Source organism: Lentzea nigeriaca, assembly GCF_016907955.1.
GTDB classification, from domain to species: Bacteria; Actinomycetota; Actinomycetes; order Mycobacteriales; family Pseudonocardiaceae; genus Lentzea; species Lentzea nigeriaca.
In genome coordinates, this window is sequence record NZ_JAFBCX010000001.1 from 13,868 (window position 1) to 35,206 (window position 21,339).

Genomic DNA, 21,339 nt, shown 5'->3' on the forward strand with positions numbered 1-21,339 from the left:
CACCGTGGGCAAGAACCACCGCAAGACGGCTACGGCGCGTCGGCGGCCGAGCACCGCACGCCAGTCGGCGACGGCCACGACCAGTGCGCTGCCTGACCAGGCGATTGAACTCGCCGCCGCGGAAACCGAGGCCGCAAAAGAACTCGGCCTGCCCGTCGATGTCGGGGACCCGGCGCAAACCGAGGAGACGGGACTCCCCGACCTGCGAACGGCATACGACGCCGCGCTCAAGGCACATGTGCTGGCCGATCGGAGGAAACGGCAATGGGAGGAGGCCACCGAGCGGCTGACGAAAGAACGTGAGTCGCTGGCGGCCGAGCAGGCCGAAGTCCGTGAAGCCAAGGCTGAGCTTGCCACTGGCCGGAGTGAGCTCGCGGCAAGCCGCAAAGCACTTGACGAACGCGAGGCGAAACTCAATGCCTTGCGCGACGAAGCCGAATCCGGCTTCGCGTCACTGCGCGAGAAGCGGCTGGGCAGGCTGGAGGAAGAGCTCGACAGCCTCCGTGTGTCGTGGGAGGAGCGGCGTGCCGGCAGGCTCGTGGAACTGGAGCGGCAACTCGCCGAGCGTGAACAGGACGTCGCTGCCCGAATTGCCGAGTCCGAGCGTTTGCTCAAGGAGCGCGAGCGTCGAGCGGCAGAAGTCGAGGCGCAGCTGGCCACGCGGGAAGTCGAAGTACGCCGAGCTGAGTTGAAGGCCGTCGCGCATGAGCAGATCATGCGACAGCGAGAAGCCGACCAGCGGATGACGCTGGAAGACGAGTACCGCAACGACTTCGACCGGTTGACGCACGAAGCGGACAGCTGGCGGTTGAAGTTCGAGACGCTGGACAAACTTTCCAAAGAGCGCGCTGCCGAGATAGCCCAGCTGCGCGCCGCCCACGCGGTGCTCGGGGATCGGCCGGAGCAGGTGATCGAGGAACTGCGACGACTGAGGCTGGATAACGAACGGCTCCAGCGAGAGATCACCAGTGCGACGCCGTTCGACCAGGAGCGCTACGCGGAGTTGGTGCGACGTGTGGAGGAGCTGGAAGCCGAACGCACGGAGCTGGTCCGCCGCAACGCCGAACTGAAGCGCGGCGCGGAGCTGAACCGGATCAGCGTCGCCGAACGTGAAACCAATCGGCTCGTGACCGAGTCGCTCAACAAGCGGTATGCGGTGTTGAAGACCGCCCACGACGAGCTGCGGCTGGAGATCGACCAGTTCCAGCAGCGCAAGGAGGGCCAGTCCCCGTTCCAGGAGTGCATCCTGATGGATGCCAACCCTCAGCTGCAGGCTTCGCCCCGCCTCCCGGCACCTGCCCCCGCGCTGCCCGACCTCGTCCACCGAGTTCGGCACCGGATCGGCGCTCGCGGCCGTTATTTCTCCGATCACGACGTGCGGTGCTTCCTCGGCGGCCTCGCCATGAGTCGCCTGCACCTCCTCCAGGGGATCAGCGGCATCGGCAAGACGAGTTTCCCCCGCGACTTCGCTGCGGCCATCGGCGCCGACTGCGTCGTGGTTCCGGTGGCAGCCGAGTGGCGCGGTCCGCAAGATCTGATGGGTTATTACAACCCGTTCGAGCGCAGGTTCTATGAGAGCGCGTTCACCAAGGCGTTGTATCGCGCCCAGCAGCCCTTGCACGTCGACAAGCCGTTCCTGATCGTGCTCGACGAGATGAACCTGTCCCACCCGGAGCAGTACTTCAGCGACGTCCTGCACGTCCTGGAACTCCGGCGCTCCCACGAATCGGAGAAGCTCACCCTCGAGTTGATGACTGGCCGGGTCGAACCGGCGCCCCGGCTGCTGCAGGACGGCCACAAGATCGTCATTCCGGACAACGTGTGGTTCATCGGGACGGCCAACCAAGACGAGACCACGGTGGCGTTCGCGGACAAGACGTACGACCGTGCCCACGTCACTGAGCTGCCCGCCCGGCCGAAACGCTTCGAGGCGGAGCAGGTGGCGCCGATCGATCCCTTCTCCACCAGGGCGCTCGAAGAGCGGTTCACTGCGGCGCAGCGAGCGCACCACGAGGAAGTGGGGGTGGTGAGCGGATTTCTTGACGAGCTGGTTGAGTTCACTCGCGACGAATTCGGGCTGACCGCCGGTTCTCGGGTGGGGCGCCAGCTGGAGCGTTTCGTCCCTGTGGTGGTGGCGTCAGGCGGGTCCCCGGCCGAGGCAGCGGATCACCTGATCGCAACCAAGCTCCTTCGCAAGCTCCGCGGCCGGGTCGAGATCCGCGGCGACCGGCTGAAGACGCTGCGTGACCACCTGAAGGCCGAGTGGGGCCGGTTCGGCGCGGACGCCTGGCAGCCGGCGGAGTCGTCCGCGCTGCTGAACGAAGAGATCCGCGACCGTGGCGGGTGGTGAGGCGGTGCACGACAAACTCACCGGGCTCGATGCGGCGTCACCTCCCGCGATGCTCGTCCTGGGGCGTTACGGCACGCGGGACACCGGCTGGTGGGAACCCATCGTCAGTTCACGGCACGGCTGGCCTGATGCCGAACGGCTCGCGGAGTGGGCGGTTCCAGATCAGGCGTTTGTCAACCACGTCGTGCGGCTCCGCCGGGACCTGAACGACATGGAGCCGGCGAACCGGTCGTTGCGGCGGTGGCTCGACCTGTCGCCGTTGCTGGTCGGAGAAGACGTGCGGGAGGCACTCAAACCACACCGCGTCGAGAAGGCACTCGACGAGTGGCGTGGCGATCTCGCGGCGGTGTGCCGTTCACCCCACACCCGGCTGCGCACCGAGCACCAACTCATGCCGGTGAGCATGGTCCGCCGGATCTCATCCAGGACGATCAATCACCTGGCGCAGCACAGCGAGACGTGGGCCTCCCGCGGGCGCACCGGCGTGCACCCCAATCGACTCCTCGGTCAGGTCACTGTGGCCGACACGGAGCTCGTGGAGAACCGGATCGTCGCGATGCTGCTCGACGAGCTTCTGGTGCACGCAACGGAACGCCTGGTGCGGTTGAGCCGGATCAGTTCGATGTTCGAGGACGTGCGGCGATTCCTGGACGACGCGTCCGCGCGGCCCTGGAAGACGCGCGTGGCGGCGTTCGAGCGCGTCGGCCAGGTGCTCCGGGACGTCCGCCTCGATCAGGAGCTCGATCAAGCACGTCGTCAGGCGGAGGCGTTACGCGCGGACCTCTCCGCACTTGGGCGTAGTCCGCTGCGGACCGGGGTCACGAGGCCGCTGAACCCAGGACTCCGCGTGCCTGGTACGAACCTCTTCGTCAATGATCCGCACTACCGTCGATGCGGATCGCTGTGGGAGGTCTGGGCGAGTGAGCAGGGACGCACCGCGACTGAGGAGGACCGTGTCCGACAGCTGAGGGACTGGTGTGACGGCTTCGACACCTTCGTGGCCCTCCTCGTCGTCCAAGGCCTGGCAAGGCTCGGTTTGCTGCCCGTAGAGGGTGCCGACGGCCCTCGCCGCGGCGAAGCTGTCCGCATGTTCTGCCTTGGCGACGATCTCTTCGAGGTGGGCTGGGACGTCGATGGATCCATCACTCTTGCTTGTGATGGCGCGCCGGTGCTGAGGGTGGTCCCGATTTCGCACTGCCTCACAGCGGCGCGAGATGCCGCCGATTTGCAGTCGACACTCGCGGATGCGTTGAGCACGGGCCCGGTGGGTGATGTCCCCATGGCGGTGGTCTATCCAGGCAACTGTGACGAGCGCGTTGCGCTTCCACCTGATCTGCAGGAGGCAGCACACGGCTATCGAACGCCCTCCGGCGGTGAGGTCTGCGCGGTGGTCCCAGTCAACCCCTTGGAGATCGACAGTGTGGACCGTGTGTCGCGCGCTCTGCGCTGGGCGGTGGACGGAAGCCTGCATCGGGTCTATCCGCCTGTCGTGACTGCGTCCGGTAAGGAATCGGCAGCACTGGCGCAGCTGCTCAGCTGGGTGCGCCCGGCGAGGCACGGCCTGGAGGCCTACCGGGCTCCCGCCGACGTGACGGAAGAGGCGATGGCGCGAGCGGCCATCACCGCTCTCCACCAGGTGCACGGCAACCGGCGCACGGCGGCTACCGAGGCGCGCGCGGCACAGCTCACCACCGACCTCGTGGCAGCAGGGTTGCAAGTCCGGAGCCTCACCACGTGCCCGCTGTGCCGTCAGCCCTCCATCAGGCCGGATCGCGCCCTGTCGGCCCGGGACAACTCGACCTACCGCTGCGTCTGCGGGAACTGCGGCGGCTCCTGGGAGACGCGTTTGTGTGTCTCGTGCGGCGACAGGTTCCCGGTACTGTCCACGCCGCAGGCGCAGGACCGGACAGGTGGTCCTGAAGACGTGGTGGAGAAGGAACTGTCGCACGACGTGCTGGCGTCCGCTTGCTGGGCCCGCCCTCGGGTCTACATCTGTTCCACATGCGGAACCTGCGACAGCGCGACCAAGGTTGACTGCGCTCGATGTGGCGCTGTCTCAAGCGATTGATCGGGCCATCCGGCAGTAGGTGTCATAGGAAGGCATCCGCTACGTAGCCGGTCGACATAACGAGTGTAGTTGTGCGAGACCATCCTCTGTGGGCGATCGACGGCGAGCCATGGGAGTGGGAGTTAATGGGAGGATCCATTGTGCGCCAACGGTGTTCGACTGTGTTGAACGGTAGCCAACGGCGCCGTCGCGGCCTGCGGCTTCAGTGTTTCCGCTGGTTGTGCACTTGACCGGACGGCCCTGGGGGTCAAGGGGTCGCAGGTTCAAATCCTGTCGTCCCGACGGTCTGAATCAGCCCGCTGATTCTGGGTGAAAGCCCAGGTCAGCGGGCTTTTTCGTGCGCCCGGAACGATCTTCGATTGATCATCATTTTCATGATCAACAGGCGGATGAAGGAGTGAAACTGGAGCCGCTGACTCCTTCGTTTTGACTAGGCGCAAATGGGGTCGCCGCGAACGGGTGAACTTGCCGAACTGCACTGAACAAGCGTCAACCTGTGCGAAACGACGTCATCGATAGCCAACCGAACCCACCTTGTGAGGTGGCGGCCTCCGGGTGCCTCGAAGTTGTGACTATGCCCAAGCTGTGTCGTCCTGACCTGAACTGCGCCTGCCATCCCACAACACAGCCCATCCGGGCTGAGGTGTTGTCTGCCGCAGTACGTCTGCCGCCGGCGAGAACGGCGCGCCGTCGTCTACTTTGGCCTACTTGCTAGCGCACAGGCTTACTGCGTCGAGCGATCAAGTGGCCATTCTGATTTGCCGAGAAGTGTGCAGGTTCGAATCCCGGGTGGGGCGAGGGCGGGGTCGGCAGTGAGGATGCGCTGGTGCAGCTCTTGTAGTGCCTTTCCGGGATCGGTACCCAGTTCCTCCACGAGCCGCCGCCGGATGTGCTGGAAGTGGGTCAAGGCGTCGGCCTGCCGCCCGATGCGGTACAGCGCGAGCATCAGCTGCCCGGCCGCGCGCTCATCCAGCGGGTCGGCCTCGCACCGTGCGGTCAACTCCGGCAGCACCTGCGGATGCCGGCCGCACGCCAGCGCCCAGTCGACCCGGTCGGCCTCGGCCGCGGCGCGTTCCCGGCGCAATCGTTCCCGCACCGCCCGCGCCCAGGCGGTGTCCAGCTCAGCCAGCGGTTCGCCCCGCCACAGCGCCAGGGCTTCCTCGACCATGCAGAGGGCCTGTCGAGGCTCGGGTGCCGCCCGGGACAGGTTGAGCAGCCGGTGAAAGCGATGCACATCGACGGAGTCGGCCTCGGCGAACAACGCGTAGCCGCTGCCCTTCCGGGTGATCGTGATCCCGGCCGGGGCCAGCGCCCGGCGCAGGTGGGAAAGGTAGACCCGCAACGCCGATCGCGCCGTGCCAGGCGGGCGTTCGCCCCAGACCCGGTCGATCAGGCCGTCCACCGGCACCACCCGGTTGGTCTCTACCGCCAGCACCGCAAGCACGGACCGCTGACGGGCGTGCCCTACGGGTTGCGGCCGGTCCTCCAGCCACACCTCCAGTTCACCCAGCACCCCCACCACGATGCGACAATCCTCCGCCACCGCGACCCCTCCCCACTCCTGCATACCGGCTGGGAGCAGGCGATACAACGGAGATTTAGCGGGTTTTTTGCGCGCGGCCGTGATGGTGGACATCACCACGACGGGACCCAACCGGATCCGCTTCGAGAGCGGGTACCCGCCCCAACAGGGCATCGTGCAGCAGAAGCCGCATGTGGGCGTGTCGTTCCGCTCGTGGCCAACTCGCGACAGACCGACCAATCCAAGGGGGAGGAACCATCTTGAAATCGATTGTCAAACCGCTCGCCGTGACGCTGGCAGCCCTGTTCACCGTTCTGACGCTGTCCTCGCAGGCCCTGGCCGCGCCAGGATCGACGGGGACGGTGCAGCGGGTGGGAACGCAGCAAGCGGTCAGCGTCCACAGTGTCGACGGCTACTACGACGGCTCCGTCGTCGTCAGCAAGAACGATGTCACGGCCAATGGCCACATCGAGGACACCGGGTTCCACCGTAAAGAGAGTGCGCTCTACATCAACATCACATCGAGCGCAGGTACCTACAACATCCCGTTCGTCACGGTGGGCAACAACAAGGGCTTCACGTTCCCGAACCGTCACAAGACATTCCCCGGGACGTTCATCCGGGGGACGGCCACCATGTGCTCCTGGAAGAACAAGGGCAGCGGCAGTGTGTGGGACTGCGGCACGCCGCAATCCCTCCGCTGATCCAACCGGATGGGCGCCGCGGCAACAGCAACCGCGGCGCCCATCATCGATCCCCAGTTGCGCGGCGTACCAGCCCACCAGACTGAGCGCCTCGGCTTCCCGCACTGGCTGGCCGACGGTGCGGTAGAGGTCGAGATGATGCGTGACGTCTCAAGACACACTCACCCTTTTGTTGTCGAGACATGCTTGACCACCGTGGCGCTGTGCTGATCATGATGTGTGGCTGATCAAGAAGCAGATGAGCTGTCCCGTAGCCGCTCGCTGCGGCGAACGAGTCTCGTGGCGTTGAGCGTCCTGGCCGTCATGGTCCTCGGCCTTGGAGCGTGGTGGATTGTGGGCGCAATCCGGCCGGAGCACCCCAAGCCACAGGGCGGCACATGCGTCGGCGTCGCCACGCCGGACGCCGACCAGCAGTGCCTCCGGCAAGCGCAGGACAGCGGCGGGCGCGCACCCATCACCGACGCGCAGCGGGCCGAGGCCGGGTCACGAACGCCTGACCTTGATCGCGTGATCCACCGTGTAGGACTGTGTCTCGATGCAAGCGGCAACCCTTGTCCGGGCGCCGCTGTGAGAAGGGCTGCGACCGCGGCTGATGCAGAGACCGCCCAGCAGCGCTTGAGAGAAGCCGGGTTCGGCGAGGGCTCGGTAGTGCGTGTCGCTCGCGAGGGAGACCCCGCTCCGATGGGCAGTTTGTTCTATGCGGCTGAGCTGCCTGCCGGCGCGTGCCTGGTTGGGCACATCATCGAGGTGCCGGGCGGAGCCGGAGCACGTGTTGTTGTTGGAAAGTTTCCGAGCGGGCGCTGCGCGGAGGCGTAGCTCGTCGACCGTGTGCGAAGAAGCACTCACTCAGGCCTCGGGCCACATCGTGATGTGCCACCGCTCGACATCCCGCACGTCCTGCTGGTGCTGGTGGTGCCGAGCGGCGAAGACTTCCTCACGTCCGGTGCAGCATTACCTGATAAAGACGCTTTGCCGATGAACTCCGCCCGCTCGTCACGCTTCAGCGGAGCCAGCACCTGCGACTGCACGGCCTCGACGGGCCCGGCCGACCTGTGCAGGGCGGCCCTGCCCGGAGTGGTGAGCTTGATCCGCATCCGCCGCCGATCGTCGGGCGCGGTTTCCTTGGTGAGCCAGCCGCCGGCACTGGGCCGGGCGACGACGTCGGCGGTGCTCGACGAATCCAGCGACGCGGCCTCGCCGATGCCAGACTGATCCGCGGTTCCGAGCCGGACGACCGCTGCGAGCACGGCGTACTGCGGCCCGGTCACCTCGCTCACGGTGGCGCTCCACAGCGTGGTGTGCACTTGCTGGGCGCGGCGGATCAGGTATCCGGGCGTCGCCCGCATCAGCAGCACGCCAGCCTCGTGCTGCTGGCCGGCGACGTCGGCCTCCTCGATGCGCGCCACCCGGCCCAGTCGCTCGACGAACTGCGGACGGTCGGCCGGTCGCAGCACGGCCAACACCCCTTGTCGACCAGTCGGCGCACCACCTCGGCGACCGTAGACTTGTCCAACGAGGCCAGTTGGCCCGCCCGGCGCTGGTCGACATCGTCTCACCCGGCGATCACCACCAGCGTCGCGTACTGCGATCCGGTGAGGCCCTCGGCCCTGGTAGCCCACAACTCGGTGTGGACCTGTTGCGCCCGGCGCAGCAGATGCCCCGGCGACAGCGCTGGTGATACCACGGCTATCGGCTCGGCAACTTGCCGCAGGTCACCTCGCGCCCGGCGGAGCTTAACCTCTCTGTCGCCACGGGCCCGATCATGCGGGCGTCGACACCGCGAGTCAGTGCAGTGTTTCCGCGTCAACAAGGGGCACCGGCGGGAGCACCCCTGTTAGCGCTAACAGGGATGTTGTTCGGATAGACCCTGGGTGAGCAGCACCGTTTGGTTCACCAAGGTGAATCCGTTGATCCCGCCACGACGTCGCATGTTAGCGAATGCAACGGATCGCTCTGAGTTTGGATACGACAATCAGTGCACGCTGGACCACCGGAAGGTGCAACTTTCTGGAAAGTAGGTCTTGAGCTGCACGGACGGCCACTGTTAGCGTTCACACCCCCGCGTCACCTCGACCCACGATGGAGTGGACCGATGAACGCTGCTGTTCCCAGGCGGTTTGCCCGCAGGCTCGCTGTGGTCGCGTTGGCGGTCGCGACGGCGTTCGCAGGCCAGGTGGTGGTGATGCCGGCGGCGCAGGCATCGCCGGGCGTGCAGTTCACGAATTCGTTGGCGGAGCACCGGGCGGACCCGCACGTCTTCAAGCACACCGACGGCTTCTACTACTTCACCGCGACGGTGCCGGAGTACGACCGGATCGTGCTGCGCCGGGCGACCACGATCCAGGGACTGGCGAGCGCGCCGGAGACGGTGATCTGGCGCAAGCACGCCAGCGGGGAGATGGGCGCGCACATCTGGGCGCCGGAGATCCACTTCATCAACGGCAAGTGGTACGTCTACTTCACCGCCGGGCGGTCCGACGACAAGTGGCGCATCCGGATGTACGTGCTGGAGACCTCCGACCCCAACCCGCTCACCGGCACCTGGGTGGAGCGCGGGCGGATCGTCACGCCGTGGGACACGTTCTCACTCGACGAGACCACGTTCGTGGCGAACGGCGTGCGGTACCTGAGCTGGGCGCAGGCCGAGCCCGGCGGCGACTCCAGCATCTACATCGCGCGGATGGGCGCCGACCCGTGGACGATCACCGGGACGGTGACGAAGCTGACCTCGCCGACGCTGGTTTGGGAGACCCGCAGGAACAGGGTCAACGAGGGACCGGCGGTGATCCAGCGCGACGGCCGGATCTTCCTGACCTACTCCGCCAGCGCCACCGACGCGAACTACTGCCTCGGCATGCTTTCCGCGTCGTCGACGGCCGACCTGCTCAACCCCTCGTCGTGGACCAAGAGTCAGACCCCGGTGTTCGCCAGCAACTCCGCGACGAGCCAGTACGGCCCCGGCCACAACTCGTTCACGGTGTCCGAGGACGGGCAGAGCGACATCCTCGTCTACCACGACCGCAGCTACCGCGACATCGTCGGTGACCCGCTCAACAACCCCGACCGCCGCACCCGTGTGCAGAAGATCTACTGGAACGCCGACGGCACGCCGAACTTCGGCATCCCGGTCGCCGACGGCGTCACCCCGGTGCGGCTCAAGTCGTACAACTTCCCGGACCGGTTCGTGCGGCACTGGGAGTACCGGGCCAAGGTCGAGGCAGGCGTCAACCCGCTGGCAGACTCGCAGTTCCGGATCGTGCCCGGCCTCAACGGCTCCGGCACGGTGTCGCTGGAGTCGACCAACTTCCCGGGCTACTACCTGCGCCACCGCAACTACGAGTTCTGGGTCGAGCGCAACGACGGCAGCGCGCTGTTCCGCAACGACGCCAGCTTCTTCCAGCGCGCGGGCCTGGCCGACAGCTCGGCGGTGTCGTTCGAGTCGCAGAACTTCCCCGGCCGCTACCTGCGCCACAACGGCACCACCGTCAACCTGACCACCGCGACCGACACCGTCGCCCGCGCGGACTCCACGTTCATCCTGGAGTGACGCTTCACCTGTCGTAGCCGAGCCTCAGGCGGTAGTCAGGCCTCCGGCCGCTCCACCCGACCGTGGAGCCGGTCACGCCTGTCCCTGTGTCGTGCAACGCGGCCGTGCGCGCCCGCACGAGTCCGAAACCCCGTGGCCTCCGGAGTGATCATGATGTCTTCCCGGTCCCGTCCAGCCTCGCGGCGTCTGCTGTCGCTCGTCGCGGCCTTCCTCGTGGCGCTGTCGTCAGTGCTGATCGGCCCGGACGTCGCGGTCGCGGCGCCCGGCCCGTCGTTCGTCAACCCCGTCGTGCCTCTGCCGAACAGCGCGGACCCCACGCTGGTCACCTACAACGGCGCGTACTACTACGTGGCTACGACGTGGACCTCCGATATCGTCATGCGCAAGTCGACCACGATCGCCGCCCTGCGCAGCGCCCCGGAGCAGCGGGTCTTCACGGCGACCCAGAACGACGGTTGCTGCACGATGTGGGCGCCGCACCTGGAGCAGATCAACAACCGTTGGTACATCTACTACTCGGTGCAGCCGAAGGCGGGGTTCGGCGAGCGCCGCACGCACGTCCTGGAGAGCGCGGGCAGTGACCCGTTGGGGCCGTACACCTACCGCGGCATCCTCAACCTGATGCCCAACGGCGGTTGGGCGATCGACGGCGCGGTGCTCAAGCTCAACGGCGCCAACTACTTCCACTTCTCCGCGTTCGGCTCGGACGGCCTGCAGTCGCTGTTCATCGCGCCAATGGACACGCCGTGGTCGGTTTCGGCGTTCGGCACCCGGATCTCCGCGCCCACGCTGGCCTGGGAGCGGCAGGAGGGCAACGTCAACGAGGGGTCGTTCGCGTTGCAGCGCAACGGCCGCACGTTCCTGACCTACTCGGCCAGCGCGTGCTGGGGCCCCAACTACAAGCTGGGCATGCTGGAGTACACGGGCGGTGACCCGCTGGCGGCGAGCTCCTGGTCGAAGTTCCAGAACCCGATCTTCGAGCGCAACGACGCGAACGGCGTGTTCGGCCCCGGCCACCACTCGTTCTTCACCTCGCCGGACGGCACCGAGACGTGGATCGCCTACCACGCCAACGACTCGGCGTCGCAGGGCTGCGGCACGACACGCTCCACCCGCGTCCAGAAGATCTCGTGGAACGCCGACGGCACGCCGAACCTGGGCACCCCGGTCTCCACCTCCACCGTGCTACAAGGCCCCTCGGGTGAGACCGGCGGTCCGGTGGCGCGCGTGCACATCAAGAACCGGCACAGCGCGCTGTGCCTGGACAACTACAACTTCGGTCTCAAGCCCGGCGCCGAGGTCCGGCAATGGACCTGCAACACCGCGGCCGTGCAGGACTGGTACCTCACGCCGAAAGGCGACGGCTACTACGAGATCTTCAACGGCTACAGCGGTCTGTGCCTGGACGACAAGGACTTCGCGACCGCGCCGGGTTCGCCGGTGCAGCAGTACACGTGCAACGGCCTGGCCGTTCAGCAGTGGCGGCTGACCACCACCAACGGCCGCACCACGCTGGTCAACAAGCACAGCGGGCTGTGCCTGGACAACTACAACTGGGGCACCCAGCCCGGCGCCGAGATCCGGCAGTGGACCTGCAACGGCCTGGCCGTCCAGCAGTGGGACCTCGCCTGACGCGGACACGGCAGCACGGATCACGAGAGGAAACGATCATGGTACGACTTCTCCGGCTGGCCGTGTGCTGGCTCGTCGCAATGGGGCTCGCGGTGAGCGTCGGCGCCACTCCCGCACAGGCAGCCGATGCCGCCTACGTGATGGGGTACTTCAAGGAGTCGCTGAACGGCTCGGGCAACGTCAACGCCGTCCACCTCGCCGTCAGCAACGACGGTCTGGAGTGGACTCCGCTCAACGACAACAACGCCGTCCTCACACCGACCGCGGGCACCAAGGGCATCCGCGACCCGTTCATCACCCGGCTCAACAACGGCACGTGGGTCGTGCTGGCGACCGACATCCCGGTGGGCGGCTCGTTCACCAAGCCCAACCAGAACATCCACATCTGGACCTCGCCCGACCTGGTGAACTGGTCGGCCGACCGGCTGCTCAACGTCAACTCGACCAACACCACCTCCTTCAGCTGGGCGCCCGCGCTGCACTGGGACCCGTCGCGCAACGCCTACGGCATCACGTTCTCGACCATCCCGCCGGGCGGCTCGCACGCGGTGATCTCGGTCGCCTACACCACCGATTTCGTCACGGCGACCGCGCCGGTCGTGTTCTTCGACCCCGGCACGGCCGTCATCGACTCCCACGTGATCACCAACGTCGACGGGATGAACTACCTGTACTACCGCAACGACGCGACGACCGGGATCATCGGCGCCCGCTCAACATCGCTGGAGCCGGGCAGCTTCACCCGCTACAGCGGCGCGATCGGCGACAACCGGTGCACCGAGGCGCCGACTTTGGTCAAGTCGCTGACCGCGAACAAGTGGTGGCTGTGGGCCGACACCTACTGCCCCAACGCCAAGTTCGACCTGTGGGAGGGCGACCTCGCCGCCGCGACGTGGACCAAGGTCGGCCGCCAGTCCTACACCGCGCCGTTGAACGGCAAGCACAACACGATCCACCCGATCACCGCTGCCGACCGTGACCGCCTGCTCGCCCGCTACGGCGGCACGACCTGGAACCTGGTCAAGTCGCTCAACTTCCCCGGCCGCTACGTCCGGCACGCGGACTCCGTCGGCCGCATCGACGAGCAGCCGTTCGAGCCGTACCAGGACTCGCAGTGGCGGCTGCGGGCCGGCCTGTCCGACCCGAACGCGGTGTCGTTCGAGTCGGTCAACAAGCCAGGCTACTTCCTGCGGCATCAGGGTTTCGAGGTCAAGCTCATGCAGAACGACGGGTCTGCGATCTTCGCCGCCGACGCCACGTTCACCAGGGTCGCCGGCCTCGCTGATGCCTCCTGGTCGTCGTTCCGCTCGGTCAACTACCCGACCCGCTACCTGCGGCACTCGGCCTACGTGCTGCGCATCGACGAGATCACGACCGCGACCGGCCGTGCCGACGCCACCTTCCGCGTCGTCTACTGACACCCGCGGACAGGTGTTCCGCTCACCACGAGCGCCCCGTCAGCGCCGCCGTCCGGCGGCGCTGACGGGGCGCGTAGTGATCAGACATGAGCGGAATCCGGCTGCGCAGCAAGGAGAAGCCGGCTCGTCCGAAAATCTGTCGTCGGATGTTGCGTGCCGCATGCGGGTTCGTCGGTGGGACACGGAGCCGATGGACCGAGGTGATCAGCCCGACTGCGGCTCGCTGTTGCGTGTCCGGCTGGACCGCGATCGTGAGGCCGCCGGCCTGCTACACCACCGCGCTCAAGAACCAGCAGAAGATCGCCTACGGCGAGGCCAGCATTCCCAACGCCGACCTGGAAGAGGATCACCTCGTGTCCCTCGAGCTCGGCGGCGCCCCGCGCGATCCCAAGAACCTGTGGCCCGAGCCTCGCGACGGTGCCGGCACCACGGGGAGCGACCGCACGGCCGAGAGCAAGGACAAGGAAGAGAACACGCTCAAGAAGCAGGTCTGCGCCGGCACGATCACCCTGGCGAGGACGCGGCAGCAGATCGTGGCCGACTGGGCGCGCTGATCGCCCTCAGACCGTCGTGGCATTCGCGGCCGTACCTGCTCAGGCCACCGGTAGCGGCATCCGGACATGCGCCTCCAGCGTGGCGTGCGCTGTGGTGAAACGGCGAATGTCGCGGCGGCTCGAGGTGGCGTACACCAATACCTCGTGGCCGTCGAGAAGAGTCTGGACTCGGCTGCTCGGCGAGCACTCCGAGATCATGTTCGTGGAGGTCGTCCACGGCCTTTCGCTGCGCGTGAGTCAGCGTGGCGGTGAACGTGAACTCCTGCGCCTCTCCGATCGGCCGTTCGTCGGTCACCTCAAGACGGCTGCCTACCTGCTCGACCAGTGACGCCACCGTGTCCGCCAGGCCCCGCGGCAGGATGAGTCCGCCGTCCAGGGTCTCGTCGTAATTGCGCAGGAACCGCGGTGTATCCAATGTGGACATTCGCAAGCGCTGGCGCTCGTAGAACAGCGGGTTCGGCATCGACGCCGCGTGTTTCAGCGTCGCGTGCAACGCGGGGGTCAGCTCGTCGGACTCCACACGGATCCCGGAGTTGAGCCGGGCGTGCACGATTGGAGACGCGGCGGCCCGGATCCGGGTCGAGACCGGGGCGTTGAGCCGACTGATGTTCGCGCCGACGGCGACTTGTCCGGCGCGACGAGCGACTCGGCTGACCTCTGCTGACCTCTGCTGGGCTCATCCGGCCGAGTAACGACAGCAGGGCGGTGCCGAGCCGACGGGCGGTCTCGGCGGGTACGGGCGCGGCGAAGAACACCCACGCGTGCGCGCCGACGCCCGAACGCGATACCTCCAGCGCTGCGGGCACCGACCACGTCCGGGCGGCCTTCAGATATGCCAAGGCATCGAGCATTGCCGCTTGCCCGTCGAAGTCGGCTGCCAGCCACCAGCACAGATCGCCGTCCAACAGCGGGTACAACCCGACGTGCGCGGCACCAGTCAGGTGGGTGTGTAGAACGTCCTTGTCGAGCGGCAGGTGGTCCGGGTCCTCGTGCCGCACGCCCTTGCGCCACCCGCCACGCACTGCCGGCAGCCATCCGGCCTTGCCAGTGCGGGTGTTCTCCCACCGGGTGGCATAAATGTCGGTCCGGGCGGCGAACAGGGCAGCGAAGAAGTCCACCTTCACATCCGGAGCCGACTGCCGGTCGACCGGGCCGGGATGGGCTTCGAAGAAGCCGGTCTGCGCCGGGCCGGGTGGCGCTGCCTGCTTCGGAGTCAACTCCAGCAACCGCAACAATCGTGCGTTCTCGGAACGCAATTGGGTCTCGCCCAGCTGCGCGAATGCCTGCATGACGAGTCGGTCTCGCCTTTGGCGATCCGTCGGCTGGTGCAGCGTCATCCCGACGGCGCGCATCTCGTCTTCCGTGCGCTCCTGCGCAAGCCCGGTTTTTCATGGTCGCGCGATGGAGAGAAGCTGCTTGAGCGCCACAAGAAGTCTTTCTTCGGGCATGAACCGGTACCAGGTGTCTCGGTCGTTGGTGAGCGCCTTACCGAACTTCTTCGGACGGCCAGGTAGACGCCAGCTGCACGCCTGTGCCACTTGCTCAAGCCTCGTTGTGCTTCTTGCCCCTGGTGGACGGCGTCGCGGTGAAGCCCGACTCGTCGCCCATGTGGATGAACAGGCGTCCGGTCAGCGTGCCGTTCTCGGCCAGACCGGCCCAGCCGCTGCCGCTGATCTGATCGCCTTCGTCGCTGCCTTCCCAGGTGAAATCGACGAACGGCCGACCATTGCGCTCGTTCCACCGGCAGTCCATCCAGCCCTCGACGGCGACAGGTGCTGACGGCCCGTACGCCGATGTCCACGTCGCCGAGCTCACGATCGAGGGTGTGTCGGCATCATTCGGAACCGGCACCGAGGTGCTCCCAATCAGGATGTCACCCGACCTGCTGAACTTCCTTCCTAGTGGTCAGGATGCCACTCACCGCGTCGTTACGCCTCGTAGGTAGCAGGCAACGCGGAGTGTTGCGTTGTCGAACGGACTGCGGCATAACGGTCTGGTGTCGGCTGTATCACCCCATGCCTCCTCCGCGATGTGCACCACGGTCTGTTCGGCGGTGAAGTAAGGGGGAACGGTCGTGGCGAATGGTTGGGCTGCTCCGGGTGCGCGGGGCACAACGGTTGATCGAGCGGTACGGCTTTTCCAGTTCCTCGCGCGGAGTCAGCAGCTCAAGTCCAATCCACCTCGCACTACCGACAGCTACGAGTCCGTGTTGTGGTTCGGAAATCTGCCCGAGCACCCCGCGATCCGATCCGCACATCGCGAGGTTGCACAGGCCACCAGCGACTTCCTGCTCACCGTCGACCGGGTCGCGCACCAGGATCCGCCCGAGCCCGCAGCGGAACTGCGGCCCTGGTTGGACGGCGAGTGGGACGACCCAGCCGCGCCGCCACGTCTGCGCGAGTCGATCGGCGAGGGAGAACAGCGCACCGCACTCGCCGACGCGGAAGGGATTCGGGAGGTCCACGAGGAGTGGGAGGCCCGCTGGTCCGAGTGGGCTGAGCGAGAGAAAACCGATCGAGCTGCACGGAACGTCTACAACGAGCTGTTCTCCGCCTACGTCATCGCAGCTGGACATGCCGAGGAACTCGAGCTGGTCCTCGGCGTCGGCTGCCTGTCGTGGGCGCCACCCGGCCACTATGTCGTGCGGCGTCACCTTGCGACTGTGCCCGCGGTGGTCCAGTTCGACGACAGCTCCGGGCGGCTGACCCTCCAGCAGGCCGAGGCCGCGGAAGGCTTGAACGTCGAGCTGGACATGCTCGACCCCGGTCGTGTGGCCGACCCGCAGCGTGTCGTCCAGATCAGGAACGAAGCCCGCGAGGTGACCGCCGCCGTTCTGCATCGCGACGAAGTTGGCGGCGTACTGCGCCGTCTGGTGCACGCCCTCGACGGCGAGGCGGCGTACCTCGACGAGGACGATCCGCAGAAGCCGGGTGCGCACGCTGTGGCGGCGTTCGCGCCCGCTGTCATCCTGCGCAGGCGTTCGCGGCAGGGGATCGTCGACATCCTCGACTCGGTCGCCGGGCAGCTCGGCGAGTCGGGCGTCGTCCCGGACGGGCTGCTTCCGCTCGTGGATCCGGATCACCGGCCTGCGGCGGAGAGCTCATCTGAGCCTGGAGCACTGGTCGAGCTCGACTCCGAGCATTTCCTGCCGTTGCCGGTCAACGACCGGCAGCTGCGCGTCCTCACCCAGGTCGACGCGAAGGCGCAGGTGCTTGTGCAGGGTCCTCCTGGGACGGGCAAGACCCACACCGTCGCCGCCCTGCTGTCACATCTCCTTGCGCAGGGCAAGCGTGTCCTCGTCACCGCGCATACCGACCGAGCCCTGAAAGAGGTGCGGGCGAAGCTGCCCGAGGCCATCGCGCCGCTGGCCGTCTCGGTCGTCGGGTCCTCGCGCTCGGACATGGCGGACCTCAAGGTCGCCGTGGAGCGGATCAGTCATGTGGCCAGCGAGTACGATGCCGAGGGCGCGCGCCGGGCGATTGAGGAACACATCGCCGCGATCGAGGACTTCCGCGTGCGCCGTGCCGGTCTGTACCGGCGGCTGCTCGATGCGCGCGGCGAAGAGGTCGTCGAGCACGAGGCCGGCGACTACCGCGGCACGCTCGCCGCCATCGCACAGCGCGTGGAAGCGGAGCAGGAGCGGTTCGGCTGGCTGGCAGACCTGGTCGCGGTGAACGGCGTCGTGCCATCCCCACTCCCCGCGAGTGACATCCTCGAGTGGCACCGCAGCGTCGTGGACGACGCACTGAACACCGACGAGCCCGAGGCGCGGCTCAAACTGCTGTCCCTCACCGACGTGCCCGCCCCCGAGGCGTTCTTCTCGCTCGTCACCGCGGAACGGCAGGCCGTCGCTGCCGAGGAGGGGCACGGCAACCTCACGCAGCACACCGCCTTCGAAGGCGTCCGGCGCTTGGACCACTCCACGCGGACGGTGCTTCGGCAGCGGCTCAACGGGTTCGCGCGCGAGGCCGAGGACCTGTCCCGGCGGCGCGAGGCGTGGATGAACGACGCGCTCTCCGAAGTGCTCGCAGGGCGTGCGAACCACTGGCGGTCCCGCGGACACCAGATCGCCCAGCTCATCGGTCGTGCCGGTCCTGTCGTCGACCGGCTCGGACCGCTCACCGAGGTGCAGGTCGGCTCCGCCGACATGGGCGCGCTCGTAGCCCTGGCCGGTGCGCTGCGCGCACACATCGGCGACGGCGGCAAGCTCAAGACCAACCCGGACGGCTCACCCAAGACTGGGGCGTTCGCCCCCAAGGCCGTGAAACAGGCCCAGCCGCTGTTTCAAGCGGTGCGAGTCAACGGTGTCCCACCCACAACTTCCGACCAGCTCGACGTCTTCCTGATGTGGGTCGAGGCCACCAGGACGCTGGACGCGCTGGACCGGGCGTGGCCCGACTCGGTGCACATCCCCGCCGAGGACACGCTGAGCGAACGGCTCCAGTGGCACGTGACCGAACTGGAACAGCTTCGCCGCGTGCTGGCACTCGGCGAAGCCCTCGAAGCGGAGGAACGCGGCCTGGCGGGGCTCGGCCTCCCGCGTCCGAACTGGACTGATCTCGACGCCGTCCAGACCTATGCCCGGCTCGTCGACGCCGCAGCCGCGTCCGATGCCCGCAGCGCAGCCACCGTGCCACTGCAGGAGATCGTGCGAACCATCGCCGACGTGGCTCAGTGGGCTGACGCCGCGCCGTGCGTGAAGCACTTGGCGCAGGCCGCAGAGGATCGAGACCACGAGTCGTATGCGGCCGCGTACGCCAGGCTGGCGCGTCTGACCGAGGTCGTGGGGCTGGCGCGGCGCCGTGACGAGATCGCGGCGAAGCTGGCCCACCTGATGCCACAGGTGCACCAGGCTGTCTCGGCGGACCCGCGCGACCCCGCCTGGCCGCAGAAACTGGCCGACTGGGACGCCGCGTGGGCGTGGGCGGTAGCACGGGCGTGGGTCCTTGGACGCGGTGATGAGGACGTCAACGCTCTGCAAGCCGAGGTGCTGCACGTCGAGGAGCAGGTGCGCGACCGGGTCGAAAGGCTGGCAGCCGAACGGGCGTGGGGCTACGCCGTGTCGCCAGAGCGGCTGTCCGGCAAGGCCCGCGCCGACCTGCTCCAGTACGCCCAGCTGGTCAAGCTGCTCGGCAAGGGCACCGGCGTCTACGCGAACCAGCGCCGGGCCGACATCAAGGCGGCCATGGACCGCTGCCGCCCCGCCGTGCCGGTGTGGATCATGCCCGTCTACCGGATCGCCGAGCAGTTCCGTGTCCAGCCCAACATGTTCGACGTCGTGGTAGTGGACGAGGCTTCGCAAGCGGGCCTGGAAGCGACATTCCTCCAGTACCTCGCACCCAAGATCGTGGTCATCGGCGACGACAAGCAGGTCTCGCCCTCGGCCGTGGGCACCGACCAGCAGCAGTTGCGCGACCTCGCCGAGCAGTACCTGTGGGACGACCCGTACCGCGCGTCGTGGCAGGACCCCAAGCGCAGCCTGTTCGACGAGGCCAAGATGCGCTTCGAGGGCATGATCACGCTCGTGGAGCACCGGCGGTGCGTGCCCGAGATCATCGGCTTCTCGAACCGGATCGCCTACGAGCCCGATGGCATCCGGCTGGTGCCCGTACGCCAGTACGGCGCCGACCGCCTGGAACCGGTCAAGCCGGTGTTCCTCGACAACGGCTACGAGCGCGGCGTGACGGACAAGGTCAACCCGGTGGAAGCAGACGCCATCGTCGACCAGATCGAGAAGTGCATCGCCGACCCGCGGTACGACGGGATGACGTTCGGCGTCGTGTCGCTGCTCGGTCGCGCCCAGGCGAAGAGGATCGAGAAGCGGCTGCTGGAGCGCATCCCGCCGGAGGAGTGGAAGGCGCGTGACCTCCGGTGTGGTGACTCCGCCGACTTCCAGGGCTCCGAGCGCAACGTGATGTTCCTGTCGATGGTCAAGGCCCCAGAGCCGGGCAAGCGGATCGCCTCGCTGACACAGGACATGTACGTCCAGCGCTTCAACGTCGCCGCGTCCCGCGCCAAGGACCAGATGTGGGTGTTCCACTCCCTGCGCCTTTCCGACCTCGGCAACGCCGAGGACATGCGGTTCCAGTTGCTGGACTACTGCTACGCGCTGTCCGGGCGCACCAGCGGTACGGATGACGCCAGGTCCTCGGTTGTGCCCGAGGATCGGAGAGTGGGGCCTTTCGACTCGCTGTTCGAGCAGCGGGTGTTCAACCGGCTCGTCGACCGCGGGTACAGCGTCGTCCCGCAGTTCCCGGCCGAGGGCTATCGCATCGACCTGGTTGTCGTGGGCGCGAAAGCGAGGCTTGCGGTGGAGTGTGACGGCGACGCGTGGCACGGGCCGGACGCGTACGAGCGCGACCTTGCCCGGCAGCGCGATCTGGAGCGGTGTGGCTGGCGTTTCTTCCGCATTCGCGAGTCCGAGTTCTACGCCGACCGGCCTGCTGTCTTGGCGCGGCTGTGGGATGCGTTGCACGAGCTGGACATCTACCCGTCCGGATGGACGCCGGAAGACGAAGACCAGCCGGCCACGACGCCGCCCCGGCTTGTGGCTGTCGTCGAACCTGCGCCCGATAACCCCGTCGCAATCTTTCCCGGATCATCCGTGTCCGGACTGGACATTGTTCACCCGGCTGCTCCGGAGCAGGTGGTGTCCAAGCAGGCAGTAGCCGAGCCAATCGGCCTGCCGGAATCCGTTGTGACCATTGAACTGTCGGAAGTCGCCGAGCAGATGGTCGTGGAGCACGAGGAGGCGTCGCTACCTGCCGCGGATTCAACGCTTGCCGCATACCGGCACTTTGACGGAACCGTGGTTCAGGTCGGTGAGGCCTCACGGCAGGACCTGCTCGGCGGTCTGATGCGTCTCGTTGACGCGGAGGGCCCCGTGCTGGGTAGCCGTCTGCACACCGCGTATGTCCGTGCTTCGGGCGCAGTCCGGGTCACGAAGCTGGTCGCAGGCGAGTTGAACAAGGCGATCTCCCAAGCAGTGCGCAAAGGCGAGCTCATCGAGGACAACCCGCTTGGCGAGAGCGGTATCAAGCCACGCACGTATCGGTTGCCCGACCAACCGGAGGTGCGCATGCGCCAGCTGGGACCGCGGTCCCTCGACGAGGTACCTCCGGCCGAGCTCGCAGCGATGCTCGACCACGTCGCCGCACGAGTCGGTGACGTCAGCGAGGAGGCGTTGCAGCGTGCTGTGCTCGAGTTGCTCGGCTTGAAGCGGCTCACCGACAACGTGAAAAGCCGATTCGCTGCAGTTCAAGCCCTTCGGAGTTGAGGCCTGTAGCGTGTTGGCCACCACGATAGTCCTTTTCGGACTGATGGGAGTGGCTGGGAGTGGGAGTTAAATGAGAGGATTCATTGTGCGCCAACGGTGTTCGACTGTGTTGAACGGCAGCCAACGGCGCCGGCGCGACCTGCGGTTTCAGTGTGGTCATGGAGGAGACTCGGGAATGGGTGCGAAGGCTGGTGCAGAGCGCAAGATGATCTGCGTGGTCCGACATCCGGAGGTGGAAAGTGACCGCCCGTCGGAAGTGCGGACGTCC

The 21,339-nt window shown here is 67.1% G+C and carries 14 protein-coding genes; 9 read left to right on the forward strand and 5 right to left on the reverse strand.

Annotated features, from left to right (window positions below; all coding sequences use genetic code 11):
* Positions 1-4 precede the first annotated feature (4 nt).
* Both JOD27_RS46340 and JOD27_RS00050 read left to right on the forward strand, forming a co-directional pair.
* Positions 5-2,350, forward strand: a complete 2,346-nt coding sequence (locus JOD27_RS46340) for an AAA family ATPase (protein WP_204760036.1) — start codon at positions 5-7, stop codon at positions 2,348-2,350.
* A gap of 277 nt (positions 2,351-2,627) precedes the next feature.
* Complete coding sequence (locus tag JOD27_RS00050) at positions 2,628-4,418, forward strand: DUF2357 domain-containing protein (RefSeq protein WP_204760037.1); 1,791 nt, start codon at positions 2,628-2,630, stop codon at positions 4,416-4,418.
* Positions 4,419-5,142: 724 nt separating this feature from the next.
* Here JOD27_RS00050 and JOD27_RS00055 read toward each other — a convergent pair.
* Positions 5,143-6,054 (reverse strand): AfsR/SARP family transcriptional regulator, encoded by a 912-nt coding sequence (locus tag JOD27_RS00055; protein WP_204760038.1) that lies wholly within the window; start codon positions 6,052-6,054, stop codon positions 5,143-5,145.
* A gap of 146 nt (positions 6,055-6,200) precedes the next feature.
* Between JOD27_RS00055 and JOD27_RS00060 the strand changes: the two genes are divergently transcribed.
* Positions 6,201-6,644 carry a hypothetical protein gene (locus JOD27_RS00060; RefSeq protein WP_204760039.1) on the forward strand — a complete coding sequence of 148 codons (444 nt, stop codon included), beginning with the start codon at positions 6,201-6,203 and terminating at the stop codon, positions 6,642-6,644.
* Positions 6,645-7,486: 842 nt separating this feature from the next.
* Here the strand turns inward: JOD27_RS00060 and JOD27_RS00065 are convergent.
* Together JOD27_RS00065 and JOD27_RS45740 are read right to left on the reverse strand one after the other, a co-directional pair.
* Positions 7,487-8,098 carry a MarR family winged helix-turn-helix transcriptional regulator gene (locus tag JOD27_RS00065; RefSeq protein ID WP_204760040.1) on the reverse strand — a complete coding sequence of 204 codons (612 nt, stop codon included), beginning with the start codon at positions 8,096-8,098 and terminating at the stop codon, positions 7,487-7,489.
* Positions 8,099-8,196: 98 nt separating this feature from the next.
* Positions 8,197-8,328, reverse strand: coding sequence for a hypothetical protein (locus JOD27_RS45740; RefSeq protein WP_275591539.1), 132 nt, complete (start codon positions 8,326-8,328; stop codon positions 8,197-8,199).
* Between the two features lie 408 nt (positions 8,329-8,736).
* On the opposite strand from JOD27_RS45740, the gene JOD27_RS00070 reads away from it, so the two are divergent.
* The 5 genes from JOD27_RS00070 (at position 8,737) to JOD27_RS00090 (ending at position 14,123) form a co-directional block, all read left to right on the forward strand.
* Positions 8,737-10,191: a family 43 glycosylhydrolase gene (locus JOD27_RS00070; protein WP_204760041.1), complete on the forward strand. Its 1,455-nt coding sequence runs from the start codon at positions 8,737-8,739 to the stop codon at positions 10,189-10,191.
* 150 nt (positions 10,192-10,341) lie between these two features.
* Positions 10,342-11,823, forward strand: coding sequence for a family 43 glycosylhydrolase (locus JOD27_RS00075; protein ID WP_204760042.1), 1,482 nt, complete (start codon positions 10,342-10,344; stop codon positions 11,821-11,823).
* A 38-nt stretch (positions 11,824-11,861) separates the two neighbouring features.
* Positions 11,862-13,241, forward strand: coding sequence for a glycoside hydrolase family 43 protein (locus JOD27_RS00080; protein ID WP_204760043.1), 1,380 nt, complete (start codon positions 11,862-11,864; stop codon positions 13,239-13,241).
* Between the two features lie 200 nt (positions 13,242-13,441).
* Positions 13,442-13,795, forward strand: coding sequence for a hypothetical protein (locus tag JOD27_RS00085; protein WP_204760044.1), 354 nt, complete (start codon positions 13,442-13,444; stop codon positions 13,793-13,795).
* Between the two features lie 106 nt (positions 13,796-13,901).
* A complete protein-coding gene (locus tag JOD27_RS00090; RefSeq protein WP_204760045.1) occupies positions 13,902-14,123 on the forward strand; it encodes a hypothetical protein in 222 nt (73 codons plus the stop codon).
* Here the strand turns inward: JOD27_RS00090 and JOD27_RS00095 are convergent.
* Both JOD27_RS00095 and JOD27_RS00100 read right to left on the reverse strand, forming a co-directional pair.
* Positions 14,092-15,147 (reverse strand): TOTE conflict system archaeo-eukaryotic primase domain-containing protein, encoded by a 1,056-nt coding sequence (locus JOD27_RS00095; RefSeq protein WP_204760046.1) that lies wholly within the window; start codon positions 15,145-15,147, stop codon positions 14,092-14,094. The genes JOD27_RS00090 and JOD27_RS00095 overlap by 32 nt on opposite strands.
* A gap of 190 nt (positions 15,148-15,337) precedes the next feature.
* Positions 15,338-15,610 carry a hypothetical protein gene (locus JOD27_RS00100; RefSeq protein ID WP_204760047.1) on the reverse strand — a complete coding sequence of 91 codons (273 nt, stop codon included), beginning with the start codon at positions 15,608-15,610 and terminating at the stop codon, positions 15,338-15,340.
* 391 nt (positions 15,611-16,001) lie between these two features.
* Between JOD27_RS00100 and JOD27_RS00105 the strand changes: the two genes are divergently transcribed.
* Positions 16,002-21,071, forward strand: coding sequence for a PDDEXK-like endonuclease domain-containing protein (locus JOD27_RS00105; protein WP_307829766.1), 5,070 nt, complete (start codon positions 16,002-16,004; stop codon positions 21,069-21,071).
* Positions 21,072-21,339 lie beyond the last annotated feature (268 nt).

What these genes read in the sequence shown, in the direction of transcription:
- JOD27_RS00080 (WP_204760043.1), top strand. Translation starts at nt 11,862, where the DNA reads ATGGTACGACTTCTCCGGCTGGCCGTGTGCTGGCTCGTCGCAATGGGG.
- JOD27_RS00090 (WP_204760045.1), top strand. Translation starts at nt 13,902, where the DNA reads ATGTCGCGGCGGCTCGAGGTGGCGTACACCAATACCTCGTGGCCGTCG.
- JOD27_RS00055 (WP_204760038.1), bottom strand. Translation starts at nt 6,054, where the DNA reads ATGTCCACCATCACGGCCGCGCGCAAAAAACCCGCTAAATCTCCGTTG.
- JOD27_RS00070 (WP_204760041.1), top strand. Translation starts at nt 8,737, where the DNA reads ATGAACGCTGCTGTTCCCAGGCGGTTTGCCCGCAGGCTCGCTGTGGTC.
- JOD27_RS00075 (WP_204760042.1), top strand. Translation starts at nt 10,342, where the DNA reads ATGATGTCTTCCCGGTCCCGTCCAGCCTCGCGGCGTCTGCTGTCGCTC.
- JOD27_RS00095 (WP_204760046.1), bottom strand. Translation starts at nt 15,147, where the DNA reads ATGCGCGCCGTCGGGATGACGCTGCACCAGCCGACGGATCGCCAAAGG.